Source organism: Sphingobium sp. GW821-FHT02B05 (genome assembly GCF_059421905.1).
The window spans coordinates 173,547-189,209 of record NZ_JBWKVW010000004.1 but is presented as its reverse complement, the minus strand read 5'-3'; the positions used below and the strand labels follow the sequence as shown (position 1 = coordinate 189,209).

Below are 15,663 nucleotides of genomic sequence, written 5' to 3'. Positions count from 1 at the left end.
ACGGCTTGCTCCTTCCGCCGCCGCGTAAGGGGCTGGGGCCATCACAGGACCGGACCTGATCCTCCCGTCAGCCCTGATCCTGATAGGCCATCTGCAATATGCCCCAATGGCGGCCCTTTACGTGGATGGACGCGATCACCTGCTTCAGCAGGATGACGTCGCCCTGGGCGGTCAGGCGGCGATAGGCCTTGATGCAGAAGGGCTGGGTGATCTTCGCCTGCTCGCGCGTATCGGGGAAATCGAACACCACGCCCTGGCGTGCATATTCCATGTTCCATTGCTCGTCGCCCGGGCGCTGCTGCTGGGCACGCTCCGGCATGGCGATCGCGCCATAGGCGTTGCGGTCGGTGAAGGTCATGCCGAACAGGCCAGGGAAACCGCGCGCCCTTTCCTGCGCGGCGCGGGCGGTCGGCAGCATCACGGCCTGCACCGGATGGGTGAAGAGCGGCGGGTTGGTGCCGGCGATCGGCGCATAATGGTCGCTGAATATCGCCGCCTCGCTCACCTCGCCCGCGTCGATCGCCCGTTCGATCGCGCGGCTGACCTTCCGCGCGCTTTCCAGGCTGAAGTCGATATAGGGCGAATCGGGAATGTCGATGCCGCTTTCGGCCAGATATTGCAGCAGTTCGTTGGTATCGTCGCTGGCGGTGGACACCCGGCCGGACAGGCGTTGCAGCCCATCGGCATTGTCGGTGGACGTGCTGGCCAACGCTGCCAGTCCACCCCTGATTTCGCTTGCCGATCCCACCATCGATACGATGCGGCTGGCCATCGCATCGCTGTTGCTCGACAGGCCCTGCATCAGATTGCCCAGCCGCTCGACCAGCGCCTCGATCGTCTTGGTGTCGTTCAATGCAGTGCGCGCGGTCTGCGCGCCATGGGTGATGCTGGACAGCATCCCGCCCGCTTCGCCGGTCAGCGCGCCGATCGACTGTTCGATGGTGTGCGTCGCGGCGGCGGTTTCCTGCGCCAGCTTCTTCACTTCGGACGCGACCACGGCAAAGCCGCGCCCCGCGTCCCCGGCACGGGCCGCCTCGATCGTGGCATTGAGCGCGAGCAGATTGGTCTGGCTGGCGATGCCGCTGATGACGCTGGTGACATGGGCGACGGTCTTCAACGCCTCGCCAAAGCCGTCCAGCCGCGCATGGATCCGGCTTACCTGTTCGATCAGATCGACGAAATTATGATTGGCGGTGGAAAGTTGCCGGCTCGAATCGTCGATGATCATGCGGGCGGCGACGGCCTGCTCGCGTGCGGCCTGTCCCGCCATCGATACGCTGTCGCCATCGCGCGACAGTTGCGCCGCGGTGCCGCTGATTGCCTCGATCGTGCGCGCCTGATGCGTCACCCGGTCGGCCAGCTCGCTGATATCTGCCTGCAAATCAAGCGTACGGATGCCCAGGTCACCAGACAACTTGGCGACCTTCATCACCGCACGGGCGACGGTTTCGGATTGCGCTTCTTTTCCCACGGACTCGATGGCTATCGCACCATGGTAAAATAAGGGTTAGCGATGCGGCGCGTATCAGAGCGATCCCATCAGTGCCAGCGCCACCCCGCTGACCACCATCATCAGCCCGGCGACCTCACTGCCGCGCATATGTTCCTTCAGGTAGAAGTGGCCGAACGCCATGGTGAAGGCGACCTCGATCTGGCCGACGATCCGCACCAGCCCGACGGGCGCGGTGGCAAAGCCGGTGAACCAGCAGGCGCTGCCCAGCGCCGATAGCAAGCCGACCTGACCCGATACGCGCCAGCTGGCCAGCACCCGGCGCATCTCGCCCGGTTCGCGCCAGACCATCCATGCACCCTGCATCAGCGTCTGGATCAATATCGTCGTCACCAGCACCAGCAGGGCAGCGAGAATGCGATCGTCGCCGCCCACGCTCTGGGTCGCGCGGCGGATGCCGATCGCTGTCAGGGCAAAGAAGAAACCTGACGCGATACCGGTCATCGCCGCCGGCTGGGCCAACGCGCGCAGGAAATCGCCCGGACCCATCCGCTTGCCGCCCGTCGATAGCAGCATCACGCCCATCACGCCGCATCCGATCCCGGCCCAGGCCAGCGGATGCAGCCGCTCGCCCAGCAGCAGGAAAGACAGCACCGCACCCTGCACCGCCTCCGTCTTGGAATAAGCGGTGCCGACGACGAAATTGCGATGCTTGAACGCCATGATCAGCAGATTGGTGGCGATGATCTGCGCCAGCCCGCCCGCAAGGCAGAATAGCAGGAAGAGCGGCCCGATCGCCGGCAGCGCGGCGGGAAAGGTCAATCGATAGCCACCCAGCAGCATCAGGGCGAAAGGGATGCCATAAAGATAGCGCACCAGACCGGCGGCGTTGATCGACAGGCTGTGGCTGACCCGGCGCTGCACCGCGGTGCGCCACGCCTGGACCGCGCCCGCGATCAGCGTGGCGGGCAACCATATGGGGGACGTAATCATGCCAGCCCCTATACAGGGCCGGTCGCTCGCGTCACCCCGGTGAAGGATCGGCGTGAAGGCGGGCGGGGGAAGGGGCACCGCCGAGCAAAAAGCCGGGAACGGGACCTCAGCTTGGCTTGATGCCGCTCGGCGCGGTCAGGGACCAGCCCTGCCGCCCCATCGTCCAGTTCGCCTCCAGCCCCGCCAGCGGATTGGGCGCGCACACCCCTATCTCGCCACTATCTCGCCACTGTCGGACAGGCCCGTCACCCAGATCAGACCATGCTGCTGCCCATGGTCGATGACGGCCAGGGCCTTGTGGGCGTCACCGCATTTCCCCTCCACCGGCTACGCCGGCGCCCCTCCCCAAGCAAGCCTGGGGAGGGTAACAGGACTTACGCCCCTTCGAGCAGCTTCTCGCGCTTGATCTTCTCCTGCCACACCAGCGGGGCGAGGCGGTGGACATTCTGGCCTTCGCTATCGACGGCCACGGTGACGGGCATATCCTCCACCGTGAATTCGTAGATCGCTTCCATGCCCAGATCTTCAAAGCCCACGACCTTGGCTTCCTTGATCGCGCGGGCGACCAGATAGGCCGCGCCGCCGACGGCCATCAGATAGGCGCTTTTGTTGATCCGGATGCTTTCGGTCGCGGCCGGACCGCGCTCGGCCTTGCCGACGCAGGCGGCCAGCCCCTGTTCCAGCATCATGTCCATGAAGCTGTCCATCCGGGTCGCGGTCGTCGGGCCGGCCGGACCGACCACCTCGTCACGCACCGGATCGACCGGGCCGACATAGTAAATGACGCGGCCCTTGAAATCGACCGGCAGGGCCTCGCCCTTGGCCAGCATGTCCTTGATCCGCTTGTGCGCGGCGTCACGGCCGGTCAGCATCTTGCCGTTGAGCAACAACCGGTCGCCATGCTTCCAGCTCTGCACCACCTGCGGCGTCAGATTGTCGAGATCGACGCGGATCGCTTCCTTGCTCGGCTTCCAGTCGACCTGCGGCCATTCGCTGAGCTTGGGCGCTTCGAGATAGGCGGGGCCGGAGCCGTCCAGCGTGAAATGCGCATGGCGGGTCGCGGCGCAATTGGGGATCATCGCCACCGGCTTGCCCGCCGCATGGCAGGGATAGTCGTGGATCTTGATGTCCAGCACGGTGGCAAGCCCGCCCAGGCCCTGCGCGCCGATGCCCAGCGCATTGACCTTGTCGAAAATCTCGATGCGCAGTTCCTCGATCTTGTTGCGCGGACCGCGCGCCTTCAGCTCGCCCATGTCGATCGGGTCCATCAGGCTTTCCTTGGCCAGCGCGACGGCCTTTTCCGCCGTGCCGCCGATGCCGATGCCCAGCATGCCCGGCGGGCACCAGCCCGCGCCCATCTGCGGCACCATCTCCAGCACCCAATCGACGATCGAATCGCTGGGGTTCATCATCTTGAACTTGGTCTTGTTTTCGCTGCCACCGCCCTTGGCCGCGACGTCGATCACGACCTTGTTGCCCGGCACCATTTCCACGTTCAGCACGCAGGGCGTGTTGTCCTTGGTGTTCTGGCGGCTGAAGGCAGGGTCTTTCAGGATCGAGGCGCGCAGGCGATTTTCCGGGTTCAGATACGCCTTGCGCACGCCGTCATCGATGATGTCCTGCATCGACCGGCTATTATCGTCCAGGCGGCACTCCATGCCCCATTTCACGAACACATTGACGATGCCCGTATCCTGGCAGATCGGGCGATGCCCTTCGGCGCACATGCGGCTGTTGGTCAGGATCTGCGCGATGGCGTCCTTGGCCGCCGGATTGGCTTCGGCTTCATAGGCCGTGCCCAGCGCCCGGATATAATCCATCGGGTGATAATAGCTGATGAACTGGAGCGCGTCGGCGACGCTCTCGATGAGGTCGGCGGTCTTGATGAGCGTCATCTTGCCAAAGTCCCTATTCCTGCGGCCCGCCTCTGTACGGCAGGTCTTGCAAGGGGCAGCGGCTAGTGGGGAATCACGCCCAAGTCCAGTGAGACACGTTCGCAAGAACAACCGGATGGAAAGGGTTGATAGTAGGGAATCGTCCGATATCCCCCTGCGGACCACAATATCTTGTGTTTGCCGTCCCGTCCGACAGGCTCGGCGCCGGTCCGGGTGGCGCGCGATGGCGATCCCCGCCCGATCGCTATGACGATTCCTGTCATCCTTTTCAGACCTTCGTCGGAAAATCCGTGGCAAGGGTTTTTTATTTTTTATCTGCCCGAACCCTCTTGCCTTTTGTGGGGGCAAGGCAACTCCGCGCGTCGTTCGCTGCCGGGTCGATGAGATGACTCTTTTTATCGACGGATGGTTTCATCATCCTGTCACGACGCGATGATTCGCCTCTTGTCGTGCGGGCGATAGTTATGCACTATCTGTGGTATCGGGTTAACGGGGGCCACCCAACAGATTGTGATTGCGTTGTCGGATCATTTTTCGACGAAGGGGACTTTTTGTCTCCGCAACCGGTCGGTTGGGCCCATTTCCGTCCCCGCAACGGAGCGGTTCATGCTAGGATGCGCGGCTTGTCGCGACCCGCTTGACCGAATCGAACGGAACAGGAACAACGGGGACTCGCATGGATTTTCGAGATAGTGGACAAGGTGGCGACGTGGCGACTGTAATGGATGATCTGTTGGAAGAGGCGAAGGTCGCCGTGGCGACAGCTCAGGCTGCCCCCGATGCCGCGCCTATGACTTCTTCGACCGTGCTGGCGCGGCGTTTTCCGGTCACGACCGATTCCTCGCGCGACGCGCTGCTGACGGAATTTGGCAAGGAAACGCTGAACGACCGTTATCTGCTGCCCGGAGAATCCTATCAGGATCTCTTCGCCCGCGTCGCGGCGGCCTATTCGGACGACGCGGACCATGCCCAGCGCGTGTACGACTATATTTCCAAACTATGGTTCATGCCCGCGACCCCGGTTCTGTCAAATGGCGGCACCGGGCGCGGCCTGCCGATCAGCTGCTACCTCAATTCGGTGGACGACAGCCTGGAAGGCATCGTCAACACCTGGAACGAGAATGTCTGGCTCGCCTCGCGCGGCGGCGGCATCGGCACCTATTGGGGCAATGTGCGCGGCATCGGCGAACCGGTCGGTTTGAATGGCAAGACCAGCGGCATCATCCCCTTCGTCCGCGTGATGGACAGCCTGACCCTGGCGATCAGCCAGGGCAGCCTGCGTCGCGGCTCGGCCGCCTGCTATCTCGACATCTCGCATCCGGAGATCGAGGAGTTTCTCGAAGTCCGCAACACCACCGGCGACTTCAACCGCAAGGCGCTGAACCTCCATCATGGCGTGCTCATCACCGACGCCTTCATGGAAGCGGTGCGCGCCAATGACGAATGGAACCTGACCTCGCCCAAGGACGGGTCGGTGCGTGCCACCGTCAACGCCCGCTCGCTGTTCCAGAAGGTGGTGGAAACCCGCCTGCGCACCGGCGAACCCTATATCGTGTTCAACGACACGGTGAACCGCATGATGCCCAAACATCATCGCGACCTGGGCCTTAAGGTATCGACGTCGAACCTCTGCTCGGAAATCACGCTGCCGACCGGGTTCGATCATCTGGGCAACGACCGCACGGCCGTCTGCTGCCTGTCGTCGATGAACCTGGAAACCTGGGACGAGTGGAAGGATCATCCGACCTTCGCGGAAGACATCATGCGCTTCCTCGACAATGTCCTTCAGGATTATATCGACCGCGCACCGCCCGAAATGGCCCGCGCCAAATATAGCGCGACCCGCGAACGCTCGGTGGGCCTGGGCGTCATGGGCTTCCACAGCTTCCTTCAGGCGCGCAATATCCCGTTCGAAGGCGCCATGGCCAAGTCGTGGAACCTGCGCATCTTCAAGCATATCAACGCCAAGGTGAACGAAGCGTCGATGCTGCTGGCGCAGGAGCGCGGCCCGTGCCCGGACGCCGCCGACATGGGTGTGATGGAACGCTTCAGTTGCAAGATGGCGATCGCGCCCACCGCGTCGATCAGCATCATCTGCGGCGGCACGTCGGCCTGCATCGAACCGATCCCGGCCAACATCTACACGCACAAGACGCTGTCGGGCAGCTTCTCGGTCAAGAATCCCTACCTGGAAAAGCTACTGGTGGCCAAGGCCAAGGACAGCAGCGCGGTGTGGAATTCGATTCTGGAGCGCGGCGGTTCGGTCCAGCATCTCGACTTCCTGACCCAGGAAGAAAAGGACACGTTCAAGACCAGCTTCGAAATCGACCAGCGCTGGCTGCTCGAACTCGCGGCCGACCGCACGCCCTATATCGACCAGGCGCAGTCGCTGAACCTGTTCATCCCGGCCGACGTGGAAAAATGGGACCTGCTCATGCTCCACTTCCGCGCCTGGGAACTGGGCATCAAGTCGCTTTATTATCTGCGCTCGAAAAGCGTGCAGCGCGCGGGCTTCGCCGGCGGGGTAGAGGCCGACAACACGATCGACGCGCCCAAATTCCAGATCGGCGAGACCACCGACTATGACGAATGTCTCGCCTGTCAGTAACCGGTTGAAGCGGGGCGCGACGGCTGGTGCCGCCGCGCCCGCGCACTCACGCTTCTTCTTCGAACGTCACCGCGACGTCGGCATTGGCGCTCAGGCGCACGGTGCCATCGTCCTCGATCTCGGCGATCAGGCCTTGGCTGATATAGTGATGATGCCCTTCATGGGTGCCGGTGGCGCCCTCGATCTGCGCCCCGCTGTCCTTCTTGGTCAGCTTGATGCGGTCACCTTCGACATGGTCGACGGTGCCGACATGGACGCCGTCGGCACCGATCACTTCGGCATGTTCCTGGATGCTGGTCAGATCGACCATGATATTTCTCCTGTGCTGGGGGTAGCGAGCGTTGAACGCGCGGCGGCGGCAATGGTCGCATGACCGACGGGCGCATCTTTCTGGCGATCGTCGCGCTCATTGCGTTGGGGGTATTTGCAAACGGTCTGCGCTTTGCTCGCATGGCTGCAAACCCCTTCGTTGGCCGTACACTGTTTGGAATGCCAATAGAGGGTTCGCAGTTACCAATAGGTCGGCTCAACCTGATCGGCAAAATCCAGATGATTTTTGCACCGCTATTTTTCGTTTTTGCCTGCGCTCTCACTTTCGGATTTCTTGGCCCTGTTGAGGGCATCGAAACCATCAAATTACATTAAGGACGAACCACATGCCCCTTCTTCAAGCCTCCAAGGTGTACAAGCCCTTCGAATATCCTTGGGCCTATGAATTTTGGAAGCGCCAGCAGCAGCTGCACTGGCTGCCCGAAGAAGTGCCGCTGGGCGAGGATTGCCGCGACTGGGCGCAGAAGCTCAGCGACCATGAGCGCAACCTGCTGACGCAAATCTTCCGCTTCTTCACCCAGGCCGACGTAGAAGTGCAGGATTGCTACCACGAAAAATATGGCCGCGTGTTCAAGCCGACCGAAATCAAGATGATGCTGACCGCGTTCAGCAACATGGAAACGGTCCACATCGCCGCCTACAGCCATCTGCTCGACACGATCGGCATGCCCGAAAGCGAGTATAGCGCCTTCCTCCAATATAAGGAGATGAAGGACAAGCATGACTATTTGGCGACCTTCGGCGTCGAGAGTGACGAGGATATCGCCCGCACGCTCGCCATGTTCGGCGGCTTTACCGAAGGGCTTCAGCTCTTCGCATCCTTCGCGATGCTGATGAACTTCCCGCGCTTCAATAAAATGAAGGGCATGGGTCAGATCGTCACCTGGTCGGTCCGCGACGAAACGCTGCATTGCGAAGGCATCATCAAGCTGTTCCACGCCTTCTGCGCCGAACGCCAGTGCCTGACCCCCGCGGTCAAGGACGACATCATGGACATGTGCCAGAAGACCGTCCGCATCGAGGACGCCTTCGTCGATCTCGTCTTCGAAATGGGACCGGTGCCCGGCATGACGCCCAAGGACATCAAGAAATATGTCCGCTACATCGCCGACTGGCGCCTGGGCCAGCTGGGTTTGAAGCCCATCTACATGATCGACGAGCATCCGCTGCCCTGGCTGACCCCGCTGCTCAACGGCGTGGAGCATGCCAACTTCTTCGAAACCCGCGCGACCGAATATTCGAAGGGCGCGACCCGCGGCCAGTGGAACGACGTCTGGGACGCCTTCGATCGCCGCCAGCAGGTCAAGGGTGGCGAAGCTGCCAATCTCGATACCGATCCGGACATGTTCAAGGCGGCGGGCATCGCGGCAGAATAACGTGGGGAGATGGCAGGTGGCGCCTTCACGCTGGCGCCACCTGTTGTCTTCCTGAAGCCGCAGGGCCTGTCCCTCCAGCGGCGCGCGGAATGAGCATTCCTTAACCTGCGCCCTATACGCTCCACTCCCATGCTCTTCGGCGTCCGTCTCCGCTCGCTTTTTACCAGCCGCTGGTTCGCCCTGCTCTGGGCGGTGCTGGTCATCCTGACCGCGATTCAGTTCGTGGGTTCCGGTCCCGATAAGGACGACCCGGCGCAAGGCGATAACGCTACCGCTGCTGACGGCCTCACCAACGAACAGCGTCAGGCCATCGCCAACATCTTCTGATCCGTCCCGTCACCGCTCGATCGGCCGTCACGGGCTGGCTGTCCTACTTCCCCATGCCGCGCTATTGTCGCGGCTGACGCTCCCGATTTCGCCTGGTCGCGTAACGATATGTCGTCGATAGGATATGGAATGTCGAAATCGGCGGGAAATGTGCGAAGTTAAGCCGCGCATGTCCTATGTGCGGTGCTGCGCCGACCTTGGCTTTCCGCCGGCTGAACGGGTCGGATTTGTTCCGTTCATGCAACATCCTTCATCGTCACGGGTTCTATCGCCACGACCTTGGCGCGTGATCCGATGAGACCGGATCGGATCACGCCTCAAGAATCTTTTGTTTTCGGCATTTCGCCAGCCGTCATCCGTGGCCGCTGACATAAAATGCTTCAGAGGGAAGGAGCCTCATTCCATGACATTCTCGCTCAAACGGGCCGTTGTTGCCCTGTCGCTCGGCGCCATGGCGCTGACCGGCATTGCGGCAACGCCGGCCGCGGCCCAATCGAACCGCGACGTGCGCGAGCATCGCCGCGACGTCCGCGATGCCCGGCAGGACTACCGCCGCGACGTTCGGGATGCCCGACAGGATTATCGCCGCGACGTTCGCAGTGCGAATCGCGACCTGCGCGATGATCGTCGCGATTGGCGACAGGACCGGCGCGGCAATATCCGCCCTGGCCGGCCGATCTACAGCTATGACTGGAACCGGCCGGATCCGCGCTATGGTCGTGGCTATCAGGCCAATCGCTACTATCGCGGCGGCTACGAGCCGATCCGCGTCGATCGCCGTACCCGTATCTATCGCGGCAATGACGACCGCTATTATTGCCGCCGGTCGGACGGCACCACCGGCCTGATCGTCGGCGCGGCGCTGGGCGGCCTGCTCGGCAACCAGATCGCGCAGGGTCAATCCAACCTGCTGGGCACGCTGATCGGCGGCGGCGCGGGCGCCTTGCTCGGCCGTGAGATCGACCGTGGCGGGGTCAGCTGCCGCTAAGGCGCATGCCGTTCAGCACCAGGGATGGCGGCGGCCGTCCCAGCGTCGGGCCAGTCCTTCGGCGACCAACTGTTCGCCGATCGACTGGCCTCCGCGCGTCACGATCCTGAGCGCGCGGCCATAGCGATCGGTATCGCGCCCTTCGACCTCCAGCGAGAAGGGACCGTCATTCATCAACGCCTGCAACCGCCGCGTCGCCTGCGCGCCCAGTTGGCCCTCGGCCGCGCAGCGCGGTCCATGGGTTTCTGGTGTGTCGATGTCGGCAATCCGGTATTTGCCGCCCCGGAACCAGAATGTGTCGCCATCGACCACGCAATTGGTTGCGCCGCCACTATGGCAGAAACCGAAATCGGCAGAGAGGCTGTCGATCGCCAGGCTCTGCCGCGGCGCGTTCGCGTCCGGCGGATTGAGCCGCGCCATCCAGTCCGGCCCATACCAACCCAATAGCAGGCCAAGGCACATCATGTAGATCAGCGCCGGACCGCCAAAGCCCCCGCTCTTTCGCACGGGTTGGAAGCGCGCAACATGACCGGCCCGCCGCGCCTCCGCCATCCAGGCCTGCTGCACCTTGTCCCTGCGTGACGGCCGCCGCCGTCCAATCCCAAATCTCGACATGCCCCCGCTCTAGCGTCGGGTCGGCAAATGGTTTGTTAAAGCCGCTCCATCTTTCCGCCGATCCGGCGATATCGGGATTTGACGCAGGTCAATGCCGTGCCTGCCTGCGCTGCCATGCTGAGCCGGCCCATCCGAAACGGAGCCGATTGATGAACGCCGCAGCGCCGCCCAGCCCCTATGCCCGCATCGGTGGCGACCGGCCGATCCGCGCCATCGCCGACCGCTTTTACGATCTGCTGGAAAGCGACCCGGTCTATGCGGACTTGCGCGCCATCCATGCAGCGGACCTTGGCCCGGTACGCCATGGCCTGACCCGCTTTCTCGTCGGCTGGCTCGGCGGCCCGCGCGACTGGTTCGAACGCGGACCCTGCATCATGTCGCTGCACCGCGCCTTTCCGATCACCCCGGCACTGGCCGATCAATGGGCGACCGCCATGGCCTGCGCCATCGCCGGCGCCGACGATCTCGACCCTGAACTGGGGGACGCCATGGCGGAGGCATTAGGCCATATGGCGCGGGGCATGATCAATTTTGGCCTGAACGCCGGCAACGCCGCCGCCTAATCCTCGTCTTCGGTCGGGCCGTAGGCGTCGTCTTCCTCATCGTCCATCTGCGGTTCGCCGGCATAGGCGTCCATGTCGATCCGGCCGGACCGGTTCATCGCTTCCATCTTTTCGACCAGATCCTCGGTATCGTCGGGGATGATCTGCGCCAGGTTGGTCTTTCCGCCCCGTTCGCTGTCCTCACTGATGTCGGTCGATCGTGCCCGCGCATCGTCGGCGACATCCTGCGCCTGCGTGCCGCCCTCTGCCTGCTCGCTATTGTCCTCATAGTCCCGGTCGGGGGTCGGAGTGGGGTTTGAAGGGGCCATCGCATATCTCCTTGGCTAAGGCACCACCAACGGTCTGCCGCGTCCGCCGTTCCGGAAATGCTGGCTGGAAAATGCTGGCCGGAAAATACTGGACAGTGTGCAGTCTTGAGCGCAAAGGCCCCTGCGATCCTTTCGCACTGCAACAGGAATCCCCATGTCCCGCCAGCTCATTTCCTCCGGCTCGCCCTTTGAGGCGCAGGTCGGCTATTCGCGCGCCGTCGTCCAGGGCGACTGGTGCTTCGTCGCCGGCACTACCGGCACCGATCCCGAAACCAAGACCATGCCCGAAGATGTGGTCGAACAGGGTCGCAATGCGCTCAAAGTCATCGGCAAGGCGCTGGACGAAGCGGGCTTTTCCTTCGCTGACGTGGTGCGCGTCACTTATTATATCACCGATGCGGCCTATTGGGACGTGATGGGGGATATAGCCGGCCCGGTCTTCGGCGACACCCGCCCGGCCGCCAGCTGCGTCATCGCCGGCCTCGTCAAGCCGGAGATGAAGATCGAGATCGAAGTCACCGCCTTCAAAGGGTAACAGGAGCACGGCGTCATGATTACCATGTATGGCATCAAAAATTGCGACACGATCAAGAAGGCCCGCAACTGGCTGGACAATGAGCGGGTCACCTACAACTTCCACGACTATAAGGTTGCCGGCGTCGACAAGGCGAAGCTGGAGGAATGGGTGATGGAGCATGGCTGGGAAACCATCCTCAACCGCTCCGGCACCACCTTCAAGGCGCTGGACGCGGGCGACAAGGCGCATATCGACGCGGAAAAGGCGATCCTGCTGATGATCACCAACCCTTCGATGATCAAGCGCCCGATCCTGGACACCGGCCGCGAAACCATCGTCGGCTTCAAGGCGACGACCTATGAAAACGCGCTGCAAGGTGTGAAGGCGTGATCGGGCGGGGGCTGGCGCGCATCGGGCTGTTCCTGCTGATGAGCCTCACCCCCCTTTCTGCGGCCTATGCCGAACCGCTGCTGATCGCCCATCGCGGCGCCAGCGGCGAACGGCCCGAACATACGCTGGCCAGTTATGAGCGGGCGATCGACCAGAGCGCCGATTTCATCGAGCCGGATCTGGTTCTGACCAAGGACGGCGTCCTCGTCGCCCGCCATGAAAATGAGATCGGCGGCACCACCGACGTCGCCGACCATCCCGAATTTGCCGATCGCAAGACGACGAAGCGGATCGACGGCATCGACATGGTGGGCTGGTTTACCGAGGATTTCACCCTGGCCGAACTGCGCACTTTGCGGGCGCGCGAACGGCTGCCCGACCTGCGCCCGGCCAACAAGCGCTTCAACGATCTCTATCTCATCCCGACCTTCGAAGAGATTTTGAAGCTGGTCCGCGCCAAGGAGGCCGAAACCGGCCGCCGCATCGGCCTCTATCCCGAAACCAAGCATCCCAGCTATTTCGCCGGCATCGGCCTGCCGCATCAGGCGGCGCTGCTCGATCTGCTTAGCCGTTATGGTTACCAGACGGAGGCCGACCCGGTCTTCATCCAGTCGTTCGAGGTCGGCAATCTCAAGGCCCTGCGCGCCGCGACCCGCCTGCGCCTCGTCCAGCTTGTGGATGGGGAGGGCGGCCCGGCCGACCTGCCCGGCACCACCTATGCGGACATGCTGACGGTGCAGGGGTTGAGCGACATCGCCACTTATGCCGATGGCCTTGGCCCCTCGGCAGGGCAACTGATCGACGCGCAGGGGCCGACGGCTTTGGTCGGTCGTGCCCATGATGCGGGGCTTCAGGTCCATGTATGGACGCTGCGGATGGAAAACAGCTTCCTGCCCGCCCAATATCAGCGGCCCGACGATGCGCAGGGCCGGGGCGACTTTGCCGGCTATGTCCGGGCCATCGCCAACACGGGCGTCGATGGCATCTTCAGCGATTTTCCAGGGCAGGCGAAGGCGGCCCTGACGCCTGCCAACCCCTGATCGCAGCCGGAGCGCGCCGATCCGGGAAAACTTCTTTGTCTTGCGCCTTGCTTGACTTGCCAAAGCCCGCCGGCACGCGAATAACGGGGCCATGTTGTCCCAGAAGACCCGTTATGCCATCCGCGCGCTTCAGCATCTTGCCGACCGCTACCGTCAGGGTCCGGTGCCCCTCAATGAAATCGCCACGCGGCAGAATATCCCGTCCAAGTTCCTGACGGTCATCCTGTCCGAATTGTCGCGCGAAGGGCTGGTCGCGACCCAGCGGGGACGGGACGGGGGCTATTGGCTGGCACTGGCGCCGGTCGATATCAGCTATGGCGACATCGTCCGCCTGACGCGCGGTTCGCTGGCGCTCACGCCCTGCGCCAGCCGCTTCGCGCATGAAAGCTGCACCAACTGCCTGCCCGAATCGGAATGCCGCCTGCACCGCGTCATGCTGCGCGTGCGCGATGAAACGGCCAAGGTGCTGGACAGCATCAGCCTGGCCGAACCGTTCGCAGCGATGGATGAGGCCTGACTGTTCCCGGCGAAGGCCGGGGGCCAGTCCAGAACGCGGAACGGGGAAAGGCATTTGGCATGGTCTCCTGTAGGGACGCTCTTGCGCCCCGCGCCCCGCTTCGCCACATCAGCCCTATGACCACGCCGCCGCTTAAAGCCACCCTGATCCCCGTCACCCCGTTGCAGCAGAATTGCACGCTTTTCTGGTGTACGGAAACGATGCGCGGCGCCTTCGTCGATCCGGGTGGCGACCTGCCGGTGCTCAAGAAGGCGATCGTCAGCCAAGGCGTCACGATCGAGAAGATCCTCGTCACCCACGGCCATATCGACCATTGCGGCCAAGCCGGCGTACTGGCCCGCGACCTCAACGTCCCGATCGAGGGGCCGCATGAGGACGACCGCTTCTGGATCGACCGCCTGCCGCAGGATGGCGAGCGCTGGGGCCTGCCCGGCGAAAGTTTCGAGCCGGACCGCTGGCTCAATGACGGCGACCAGGTGACGGTCGGCAACCTCATTCTCGATGTGTTCCACTGCCCCGGCCACACGCCCGGCCATGTCGTCTTCCACCACGCGCCCAGCAAGCTGGCGATCGTGGGCGACGTGCTGTTCCAGGGGTCGATCGGCCGCACCGACTTCCCGCGCGGCAATCATCAGGATCTGATCGACGCGATCACCGGCAAGCTGTGGCCGCTGGGCGGGGAGACGGCCTTCGTCCCCGGCCATGGCCAGATGAGCAATTTCGCCCACGAACGGCGCACCAACCCTTATGTCGCCGATTCGGTGCTGGCGGGATAGTTCGCCCGTATAAGAACAAGCAATGACGTGAATGTTCCCCGGCGCAGGCCGGGGGCCAGTGCCACGGCCAGAACTGGACCCCGGCCTGCGCCGGGGAACGCTTGCCTCATATTACCCCCGTGCCGCCATCGCCGGTGGAACCGTGACCTCCCGCGTCGCGCCATAGGCGATGCTGAGCGCCACGCCCGCCATCACCAGCATCACGCCCCAGGTCAGCAGCGCGCCGCCCGCGCGCCATAAAGTGGGCTTGTCCGCGTCCATGCCGAACGCATGGACCACCCGCGCCACCACATAGACCAGCGCGCCGATCCACAGCCCCAGCGATGCACCCGCCGCCATCTCCACCAGCGCGAAGAGAATCAGGACGATCGGCGTATATTCGACGAAGTTGGCATGCGCCCGCATGCGCTTGGCCAGCAGGCCGTTCCCGGCATCGCCGTGCAATATCTTGTCCTTGATGCGGAACCGGGCGCAGCGAATCGCCAGCCACATGTTCAGCAGCGCGCAGGCGGCGGCAAAGGTCAGCGTAATCGGCAGCAACATGGACTTTCCCCCAGTTTTCGTGGCCTTTACCCTAGCTTGCCGGTGTGGCGGGGCAAGGAAGGACTTGCACCCCGAACAAAAACCGCTATAGGCGCAGGGCTTCGCGATCACCCGGGCCGCATGGGTCTGCGGCGCCGTTGGCGTCAGCTTTTCCATGGGAACTGGCCGGTCGTACAACTTGATTGATATACGGAACAAGGTGCCGACATGGCTGTCCCCAAGCGCAAAACTTCTCCCTCCAAGCGCGGCATGCGCCGTAGCCACGATTCGCTCCGCGTCGAAGCATTCCAGGAATGCTCGAACTGCGGCGAACTGAAGCGTCCCCACAATCTGTGCGACGCCTGCGGGCATTATAACGGCCGCGAAATCGTCGCCGTCGGGGCGTAAGCCCGTCTCTCTACTCCGCAAAGGGGTGCTCTAAAGTGTC

Annotated in this window: 19 protein-coding genes and 1 pseudogene; 12 read left to right on the top strand and 8 right to left on the bottom strand. The window is 63.2% G+C overall.

The annotated features are described in order from the left end of the window. Positions 1 to 67 precede the first annotated feature (67 nt). The 4 genes and pseudogenes from AC07UX_RS15145 to AC07UX_RS15130 all read right to left on the bottom strand — a co-directional run bounded on the left by AC07UX_RS15145 (position 68) and on the right by AC07UX_RS15130 (position 4,338). On the bottom strand, positions 68 to 1,429 hold the full coding sequence (locus tag AC07UX_RS15145; RefSeq protein WP_495192867.1) for a methyl-accepting chemotaxis protein: 1,362 nt from the start codon (positions 1,427 to 1,429) through the stop codon (positions 68 to 70). A gap of 96 nt (positions 1,430 to 1,525) precedes the next feature. Continuing rightward, positions 1,526 to 2,443, bottom strand: a complete 918-nt coding sequence (locus AC07UX_RS15140; RefSeq protein ID WP_495192817.1) for a DMT family transporter — start codon at positions 2,441 to 2,443, stop codon at positions 1,526 to 1,528. A 106-nt stretch (positions 2,444 to 2,549) separates the two neighbouring features. Continuing rightward, positions 2,550 to 2,767: pseudogene (locus tag AC07UX_RS15135) on the bottom strand (hypothetical protein). Positions 2,768 to 2,817: 50 nt separating this feature from the next. Then, positions 2,818 to 4,338 carry a fumarate hydratase gene (locus tag AC07UX_RS15130; RefSeq protein WP_495192816.1) on the bottom strand — a complete coding sequence of 507 codons (1,521 nt, stop codon included), beginning with the start codon at positions 4,336 to 4,338 and terminating at the stop codon, positions 2,818 to 2,820. A gap of 721 nt (positions 4,339 to 5,059) precedes the next feature. Here AC07UX_RS15130 and AC07UX_RS15125 point away from each other — a divergent pair. Then, positions 5,060 to 6,946, top strand: a complete 1,887-nt coding sequence (locus AC07UX_RS15125; protein ID WP_495192815.1) for a ribonucleoside-diphosphate reductase subunit alpha — start codon at positions 5,060 to 5,062, stop codon at positions 6,944 to 6,946. Between the two features lie 46 nt (positions 6,947 to 6,992). On the opposite strand, the gene AC07UX_RS15120 is transcribed toward AC07UX_RS15125, so the two are convergent. Then, a complete protein-coding gene (locus AC07UX_RS15120) occupies positions 6,993 to 7,256 on the bottom strand; it encodes a DUF2171 domain-containing protein (RefSeq protein ID WP_495192814.1) in 264 nt (87 codons plus the stop codon). 59 nt (positions 7,257 to 7,315) lie between these two features. Here AC07UX_RS15120 and AC07UX_RS15115 point away from each other — a divergent pair, with 59 nt between their 5' ends. The 4 genes from AC07UX_RS15115 to AC07UX_RS15100 all read left to right on the top strand — a co-directional run bounded on the left by AC07UX_RS15115 (position 7,316) and on the right by AC07UX_RS15100 (position 9,967). After that, a complete protein-coding gene (locus AC07UX_RS15115; RefSeq protein WP_495192813.1) occupies positions 7,316 to 7,591 on the top strand; it encodes a hypothetical protein in 276 nt (91 codons plus the stop codon). Between the two features lie 11 nt (positions 7,592 to 7,602). Further along, the gene (locus AC07UX_RS15110; RefSeq protein ID WP_495192812.1) at positions 7,603 to 8,652 is read left to right on the top strand and encodes a ribonucleotide-diphosphate reductase subunit beta; all 1,050 of its coding nucleotides are present in this window, start codon (positions 7,603 to 7,605) and stop codon (positions 8,650 to 8,652) included. 129 nt (positions 8,653 to 8,781) lie between these two features. Next, a complete protein-coding gene (locus AC07UX_RS15105; protein WP_495192811.1) occupies positions 8,782 to 8,979 on the top strand; it encodes a hypothetical protein in 198 nt (65 codons plus the stop codon). A 403-nt stretch (positions 8,980 to 9,382) separates the two neighbouring features. Then, positions 9,383 to 9,967: a glycine zipper 2TM domain-containing protein gene (locus AC07UX_RS15100; protein WP_495192810.1), complete on the top strand. Its 585-nt coding sequence runs from the start codon at positions 9,383 to 9,385 to the stop codon at positions 9,965 to 9,967. 12 nt (positions 9,968 to 9,979) lie between these two features. Here AC07UX_RS15100 and AC07UX_RS15095 read toward each other — a convergent pair whose 3' ends face one another. Next, complete coding sequence (locus AC07UX_RS15095) at positions 9,980 to 10,582, bottom strand: thermonuclease family protein (protein WP_495192809.1); 603 nt, start codon at positions 10,580 to 10,582, stop codon at positions 9,980 to 9,982. Between the two features lie 149 nt (positions 10,583 to 10,731). Here AC07UX_RS15095 and AC07UX_RS15090 point away from each other — a divergent pair, with 149 nt between their 5' ends. Further along, positions 10,732 to 11,145: a globin domain-containing protein gene (locus AC07UX_RS15090; protein WP_495192808.1), complete on the top strand. Its 414-nt coding sequence runs from the start codon at positions 10,732 to 10,734 to the stop codon at positions 11,143 to 11,145. On the opposite strand, the gene AC07UX_RS15085 is transcribed toward AC07UX_RS15090, so the two are convergent. Further along, positions 11,142 to 11,453: a hypothetical protein gene (locus AC07UX_RS15085; protein ID WP_495192807.1), complete on the bottom strand. Its 312-nt coding sequence runs from the start codon at positions 11,451 to 11,453 to the stop codon at positions 11,142 to 11,144. The two genes, AC07UX_RS15090 and AC07UX_RS15085, sit on opposite strands and share 4 nt — an antisense overlap. 154 nt (positions 11,454 to 11,607) lie before the next feature. Between AC07UX_RS15085 and AC07UX_RS15080 the strand changes: the two genes are divergently transcribed. The 5 genes from AC07UX_RS15080 (at position 11,608) to AC07UX_RS15060 (ending at position 14,693) form a co-directional block, all read left to right on the top strand. Beyond that, positions 11,608 to 11,988 carry a RidA family protein gene (locus tag AC07UX_RS15080; RefSeq protein WP_495192806.1) on the top strand — a complete coding sequence of 127 codons (381 nt, stop codon included), beginning with the start codon at positions 11,608 to 11,610 and terminating at the stop codon, positions 11,986 to 11,988. Positions 11,989 to 12,003: 15 nt separating this feature from the next. Beyond that, the gene (locus AC07UX_RS15075; protein WP_120251191.1) at positions 12,004 to 12,360 is read left to right on the top strand and encodes an ArsC family reductase; all 357 of its coding nucleotides are present in this window, start codon (positions 12,004 to 12,006) and stop codon (positions 12,358 to 12,360) included. After that, positions 12,357 to 13,400 carry a glycerophosphodiester phosphodiesterase gene (locus AC07UX_RS15070; RefSeq protein WP_495192805.1) on the top strand — a complete coding sequence of 348 codons (1,044 nt, stop codon included), beginning with the start codon at positions 12,357 to 12,359 and terminating at the stop codon, positions 13,398 to 13,400. Before AC07UX_RS15075 ends, AC07UX_RS15070 begins: the two co-directional genes overlap by 4 nt. Before the next feature lie 91 nt (positions 13,401 to 13,491). After that, positions 13,492 to 13,917 (top strand): RrF2 family transcriptional regulator, encoded by a 426-nt coding sequence (locus AC07UX_RS15065; protein ID WP_120251189.1) that lies wholly within the window; start codon positions 13,492 to 13,494, stop codon positions 13,915 to 13,917. Between the two features lie 116 nt (positions 13,918 to 14,033). Further along, complete coding sequence (locus AC07UX_RS15060; RefSeq protein WP_495192804.1) at positions 14,034 to 14,693, top strand: MBL fold metallo-hydrolase; 660 nt, start codon at positions 14,034 to 14,036, stop codon at positions 14,691 to 14,693. A gap of 111 nt (positions 14,694 to 14,804) precedes the next feature. On the opposite strand, the gene AC07UX_RS15055 is transcribed toward AC07UX_RS15060, so the two are convergent. Next, positions 14,805 to 15,236 carry an MAPEG family protein gene (locus AC07UX_RS15055; RefSeq protein WP_495192803.1) on the bottom strand — a complete coding sequence of 144 codons (432 nt, stop codon included), beginning with the start codon at positions 15,234 to 15,236 and terminating at the stop codon, positions 14,805 to 14,807. Between the two features lie 207 nt (positions 15,237 to 15,443). Here AC07UX_RS15055 and rpmF point away from each other — a divergent pair, with 207 nt between their 5' ends. Beyond that, positions 15,444 to 15,623, top strand: a complete 180-nt coding sequence (gene rpmF, locus AC07UX_RS15050; RefSeq protein ID WP_066606737.1) for a 50S ribosomal protein L32 — start codon at positions 15,444 to 15,446, stop codon at positions 15,621 to 15,623. Positions 15,624 to 15,663: the final 40 nt, after the last annotated feature.

What these genes read in the sequence shown, in the direction of transcription:
- AC07UX_RS15145 (WP_495192867.1), bottom strand. Translation starts at nt 1,429, where the DNA reads ATGAAGGTCGCCAAGTTGTCTGGTGACCTGGGCATCCGTACGCTTGAT.
- AC07UX_RS15140 (WP_495192817.1), bottom strand. Translation starts at nt 2,443, where the DNA reads ATGATTACGTCCCCCATATGGTTGCCCGCCACGCTGATCGCGGGCGCG.
- AC07UX_RS15130 (WP_495192816.1), bottom strand. Translation starts at nt 4,338, where the DNA reads ATGACGCTCATCAAGACCGCCGACCTCATCGAGAGCGTCGCCGACGCG.
- AC07UX_RS15125 (WP_495192815.1), top strand. Translation starts at nt 5,060, where the DNA reads ATGGATGATCTGTTGGAAGAGGCGAAGGTCGCCGTGGCGACAGCTCAG.
- AC07UX_RS15120 (WP_495192814.1), bottom strand. Translation starts at nt 7,256, where the DNA reads ATGGTCGATCTGACCAGCATCCAGGAACATGCCGAAGTGATCGGTGCC.
- AC07UX_RS15115 (WP_495192813.1), top strand. Translation starts at nt 7,316, where the DNA reads ATGACCGACGGGCGCATCTTTCTGGCGATCGTCGCGCTCATTGCGTTG.
- AC07UX_RS15110 (WP_495192812.1), top strand. Translation starts at nt 7,603, where the DNA reads ATGCCCCTTCTTCAAGCCTCCAAGGTGTACAAGCCCTTCGAATATCCT.
- AC07UX_RS15105 (WP_495192811.1), top strand. Translation starts at nt 8,782, where the DNA reads ATGCTCTTCGGCGTCCGTCTCCGCTCGCTTTTTACCAGCCGCTGGTTC.
- AC07UX_RS15100 (WP_495192810.1), top strand. Translation starts at nt 9,383, where the DNA reads ATGACATTCTCGCTCAAACGGGCCGTTGTTGCCCTGTCGCTCGGCGCC.
- AC07UX_RS15095 (WP_495192809.1), bottom strand. Translation starts at nt 10,582, where the DNA reads ATGTCGAGATTTGGGATTGGACGGCGGCGGCCGTCACGCAGGGACAAG.
- AC07UX_RS15090 (WP_495192808.1), top strand. Translation starts at nt 10,732, where the DNA reads ATGAACGCCGCAGCGCCGCCCAGCCCCTATGCCCGCATCGGTGGCGAC.
- AC07UX_RS15085 (WP_495192807.1), bottom strand. Translation starts at nt 11,453, where the DNA reads ATGGCCCCTTCAAACCCCACTCCGACCCCCGACCGGGACTATGAGGAC.
- AC07UX_RS15080 (WP_495192806.1), top strand. Translation starts at nt 11,608, where the DNA reads ATGTCCCGCCAGCTCATTTCCTCCGGCTCGCCCTTTGAGGCGCAGGTC.
- AC07UX_RS15075 (WP_120251191.1), top strand. Translation starts at nt 12,004, where the DNA reads ATGATTACCATGTATGGCATCAAAAATTGCGACACGATCAAGAAGGCC.
- AC07UX_RS15065 (WP_120251189.1), top strand. Translation starts at nt 13,492, where the DNA reads ATGTTGTCCCAGAAGACCCGTTATGCCATCCGCGCGCTTCAGCATCTT.
- AC07UX_RS15060 (WP_495192804.1), top strand. Translation starts at nt 14,034, where the DNA reads ATGACCACGCCGCCGCTTAAAGCCACCCTGATCCCCGTCACCCCGTTG.
- AC07UX_RS15055 (WP_495192803.1), bottom strand. Translation starts at nt 15,236, where the DNA reads ATGTTGCTGCCGATTACGCTGACCTTTGCCGCCGCCTGCGCGCTGCTG.
- rpmF (WP_066606737.1), top strand. Translation starts at nt 15,444, where the DNA reads ATGGCTGTCCCCAAGCGCAAAACTTCTCCCTCCAAGCGCGGCATGCGC.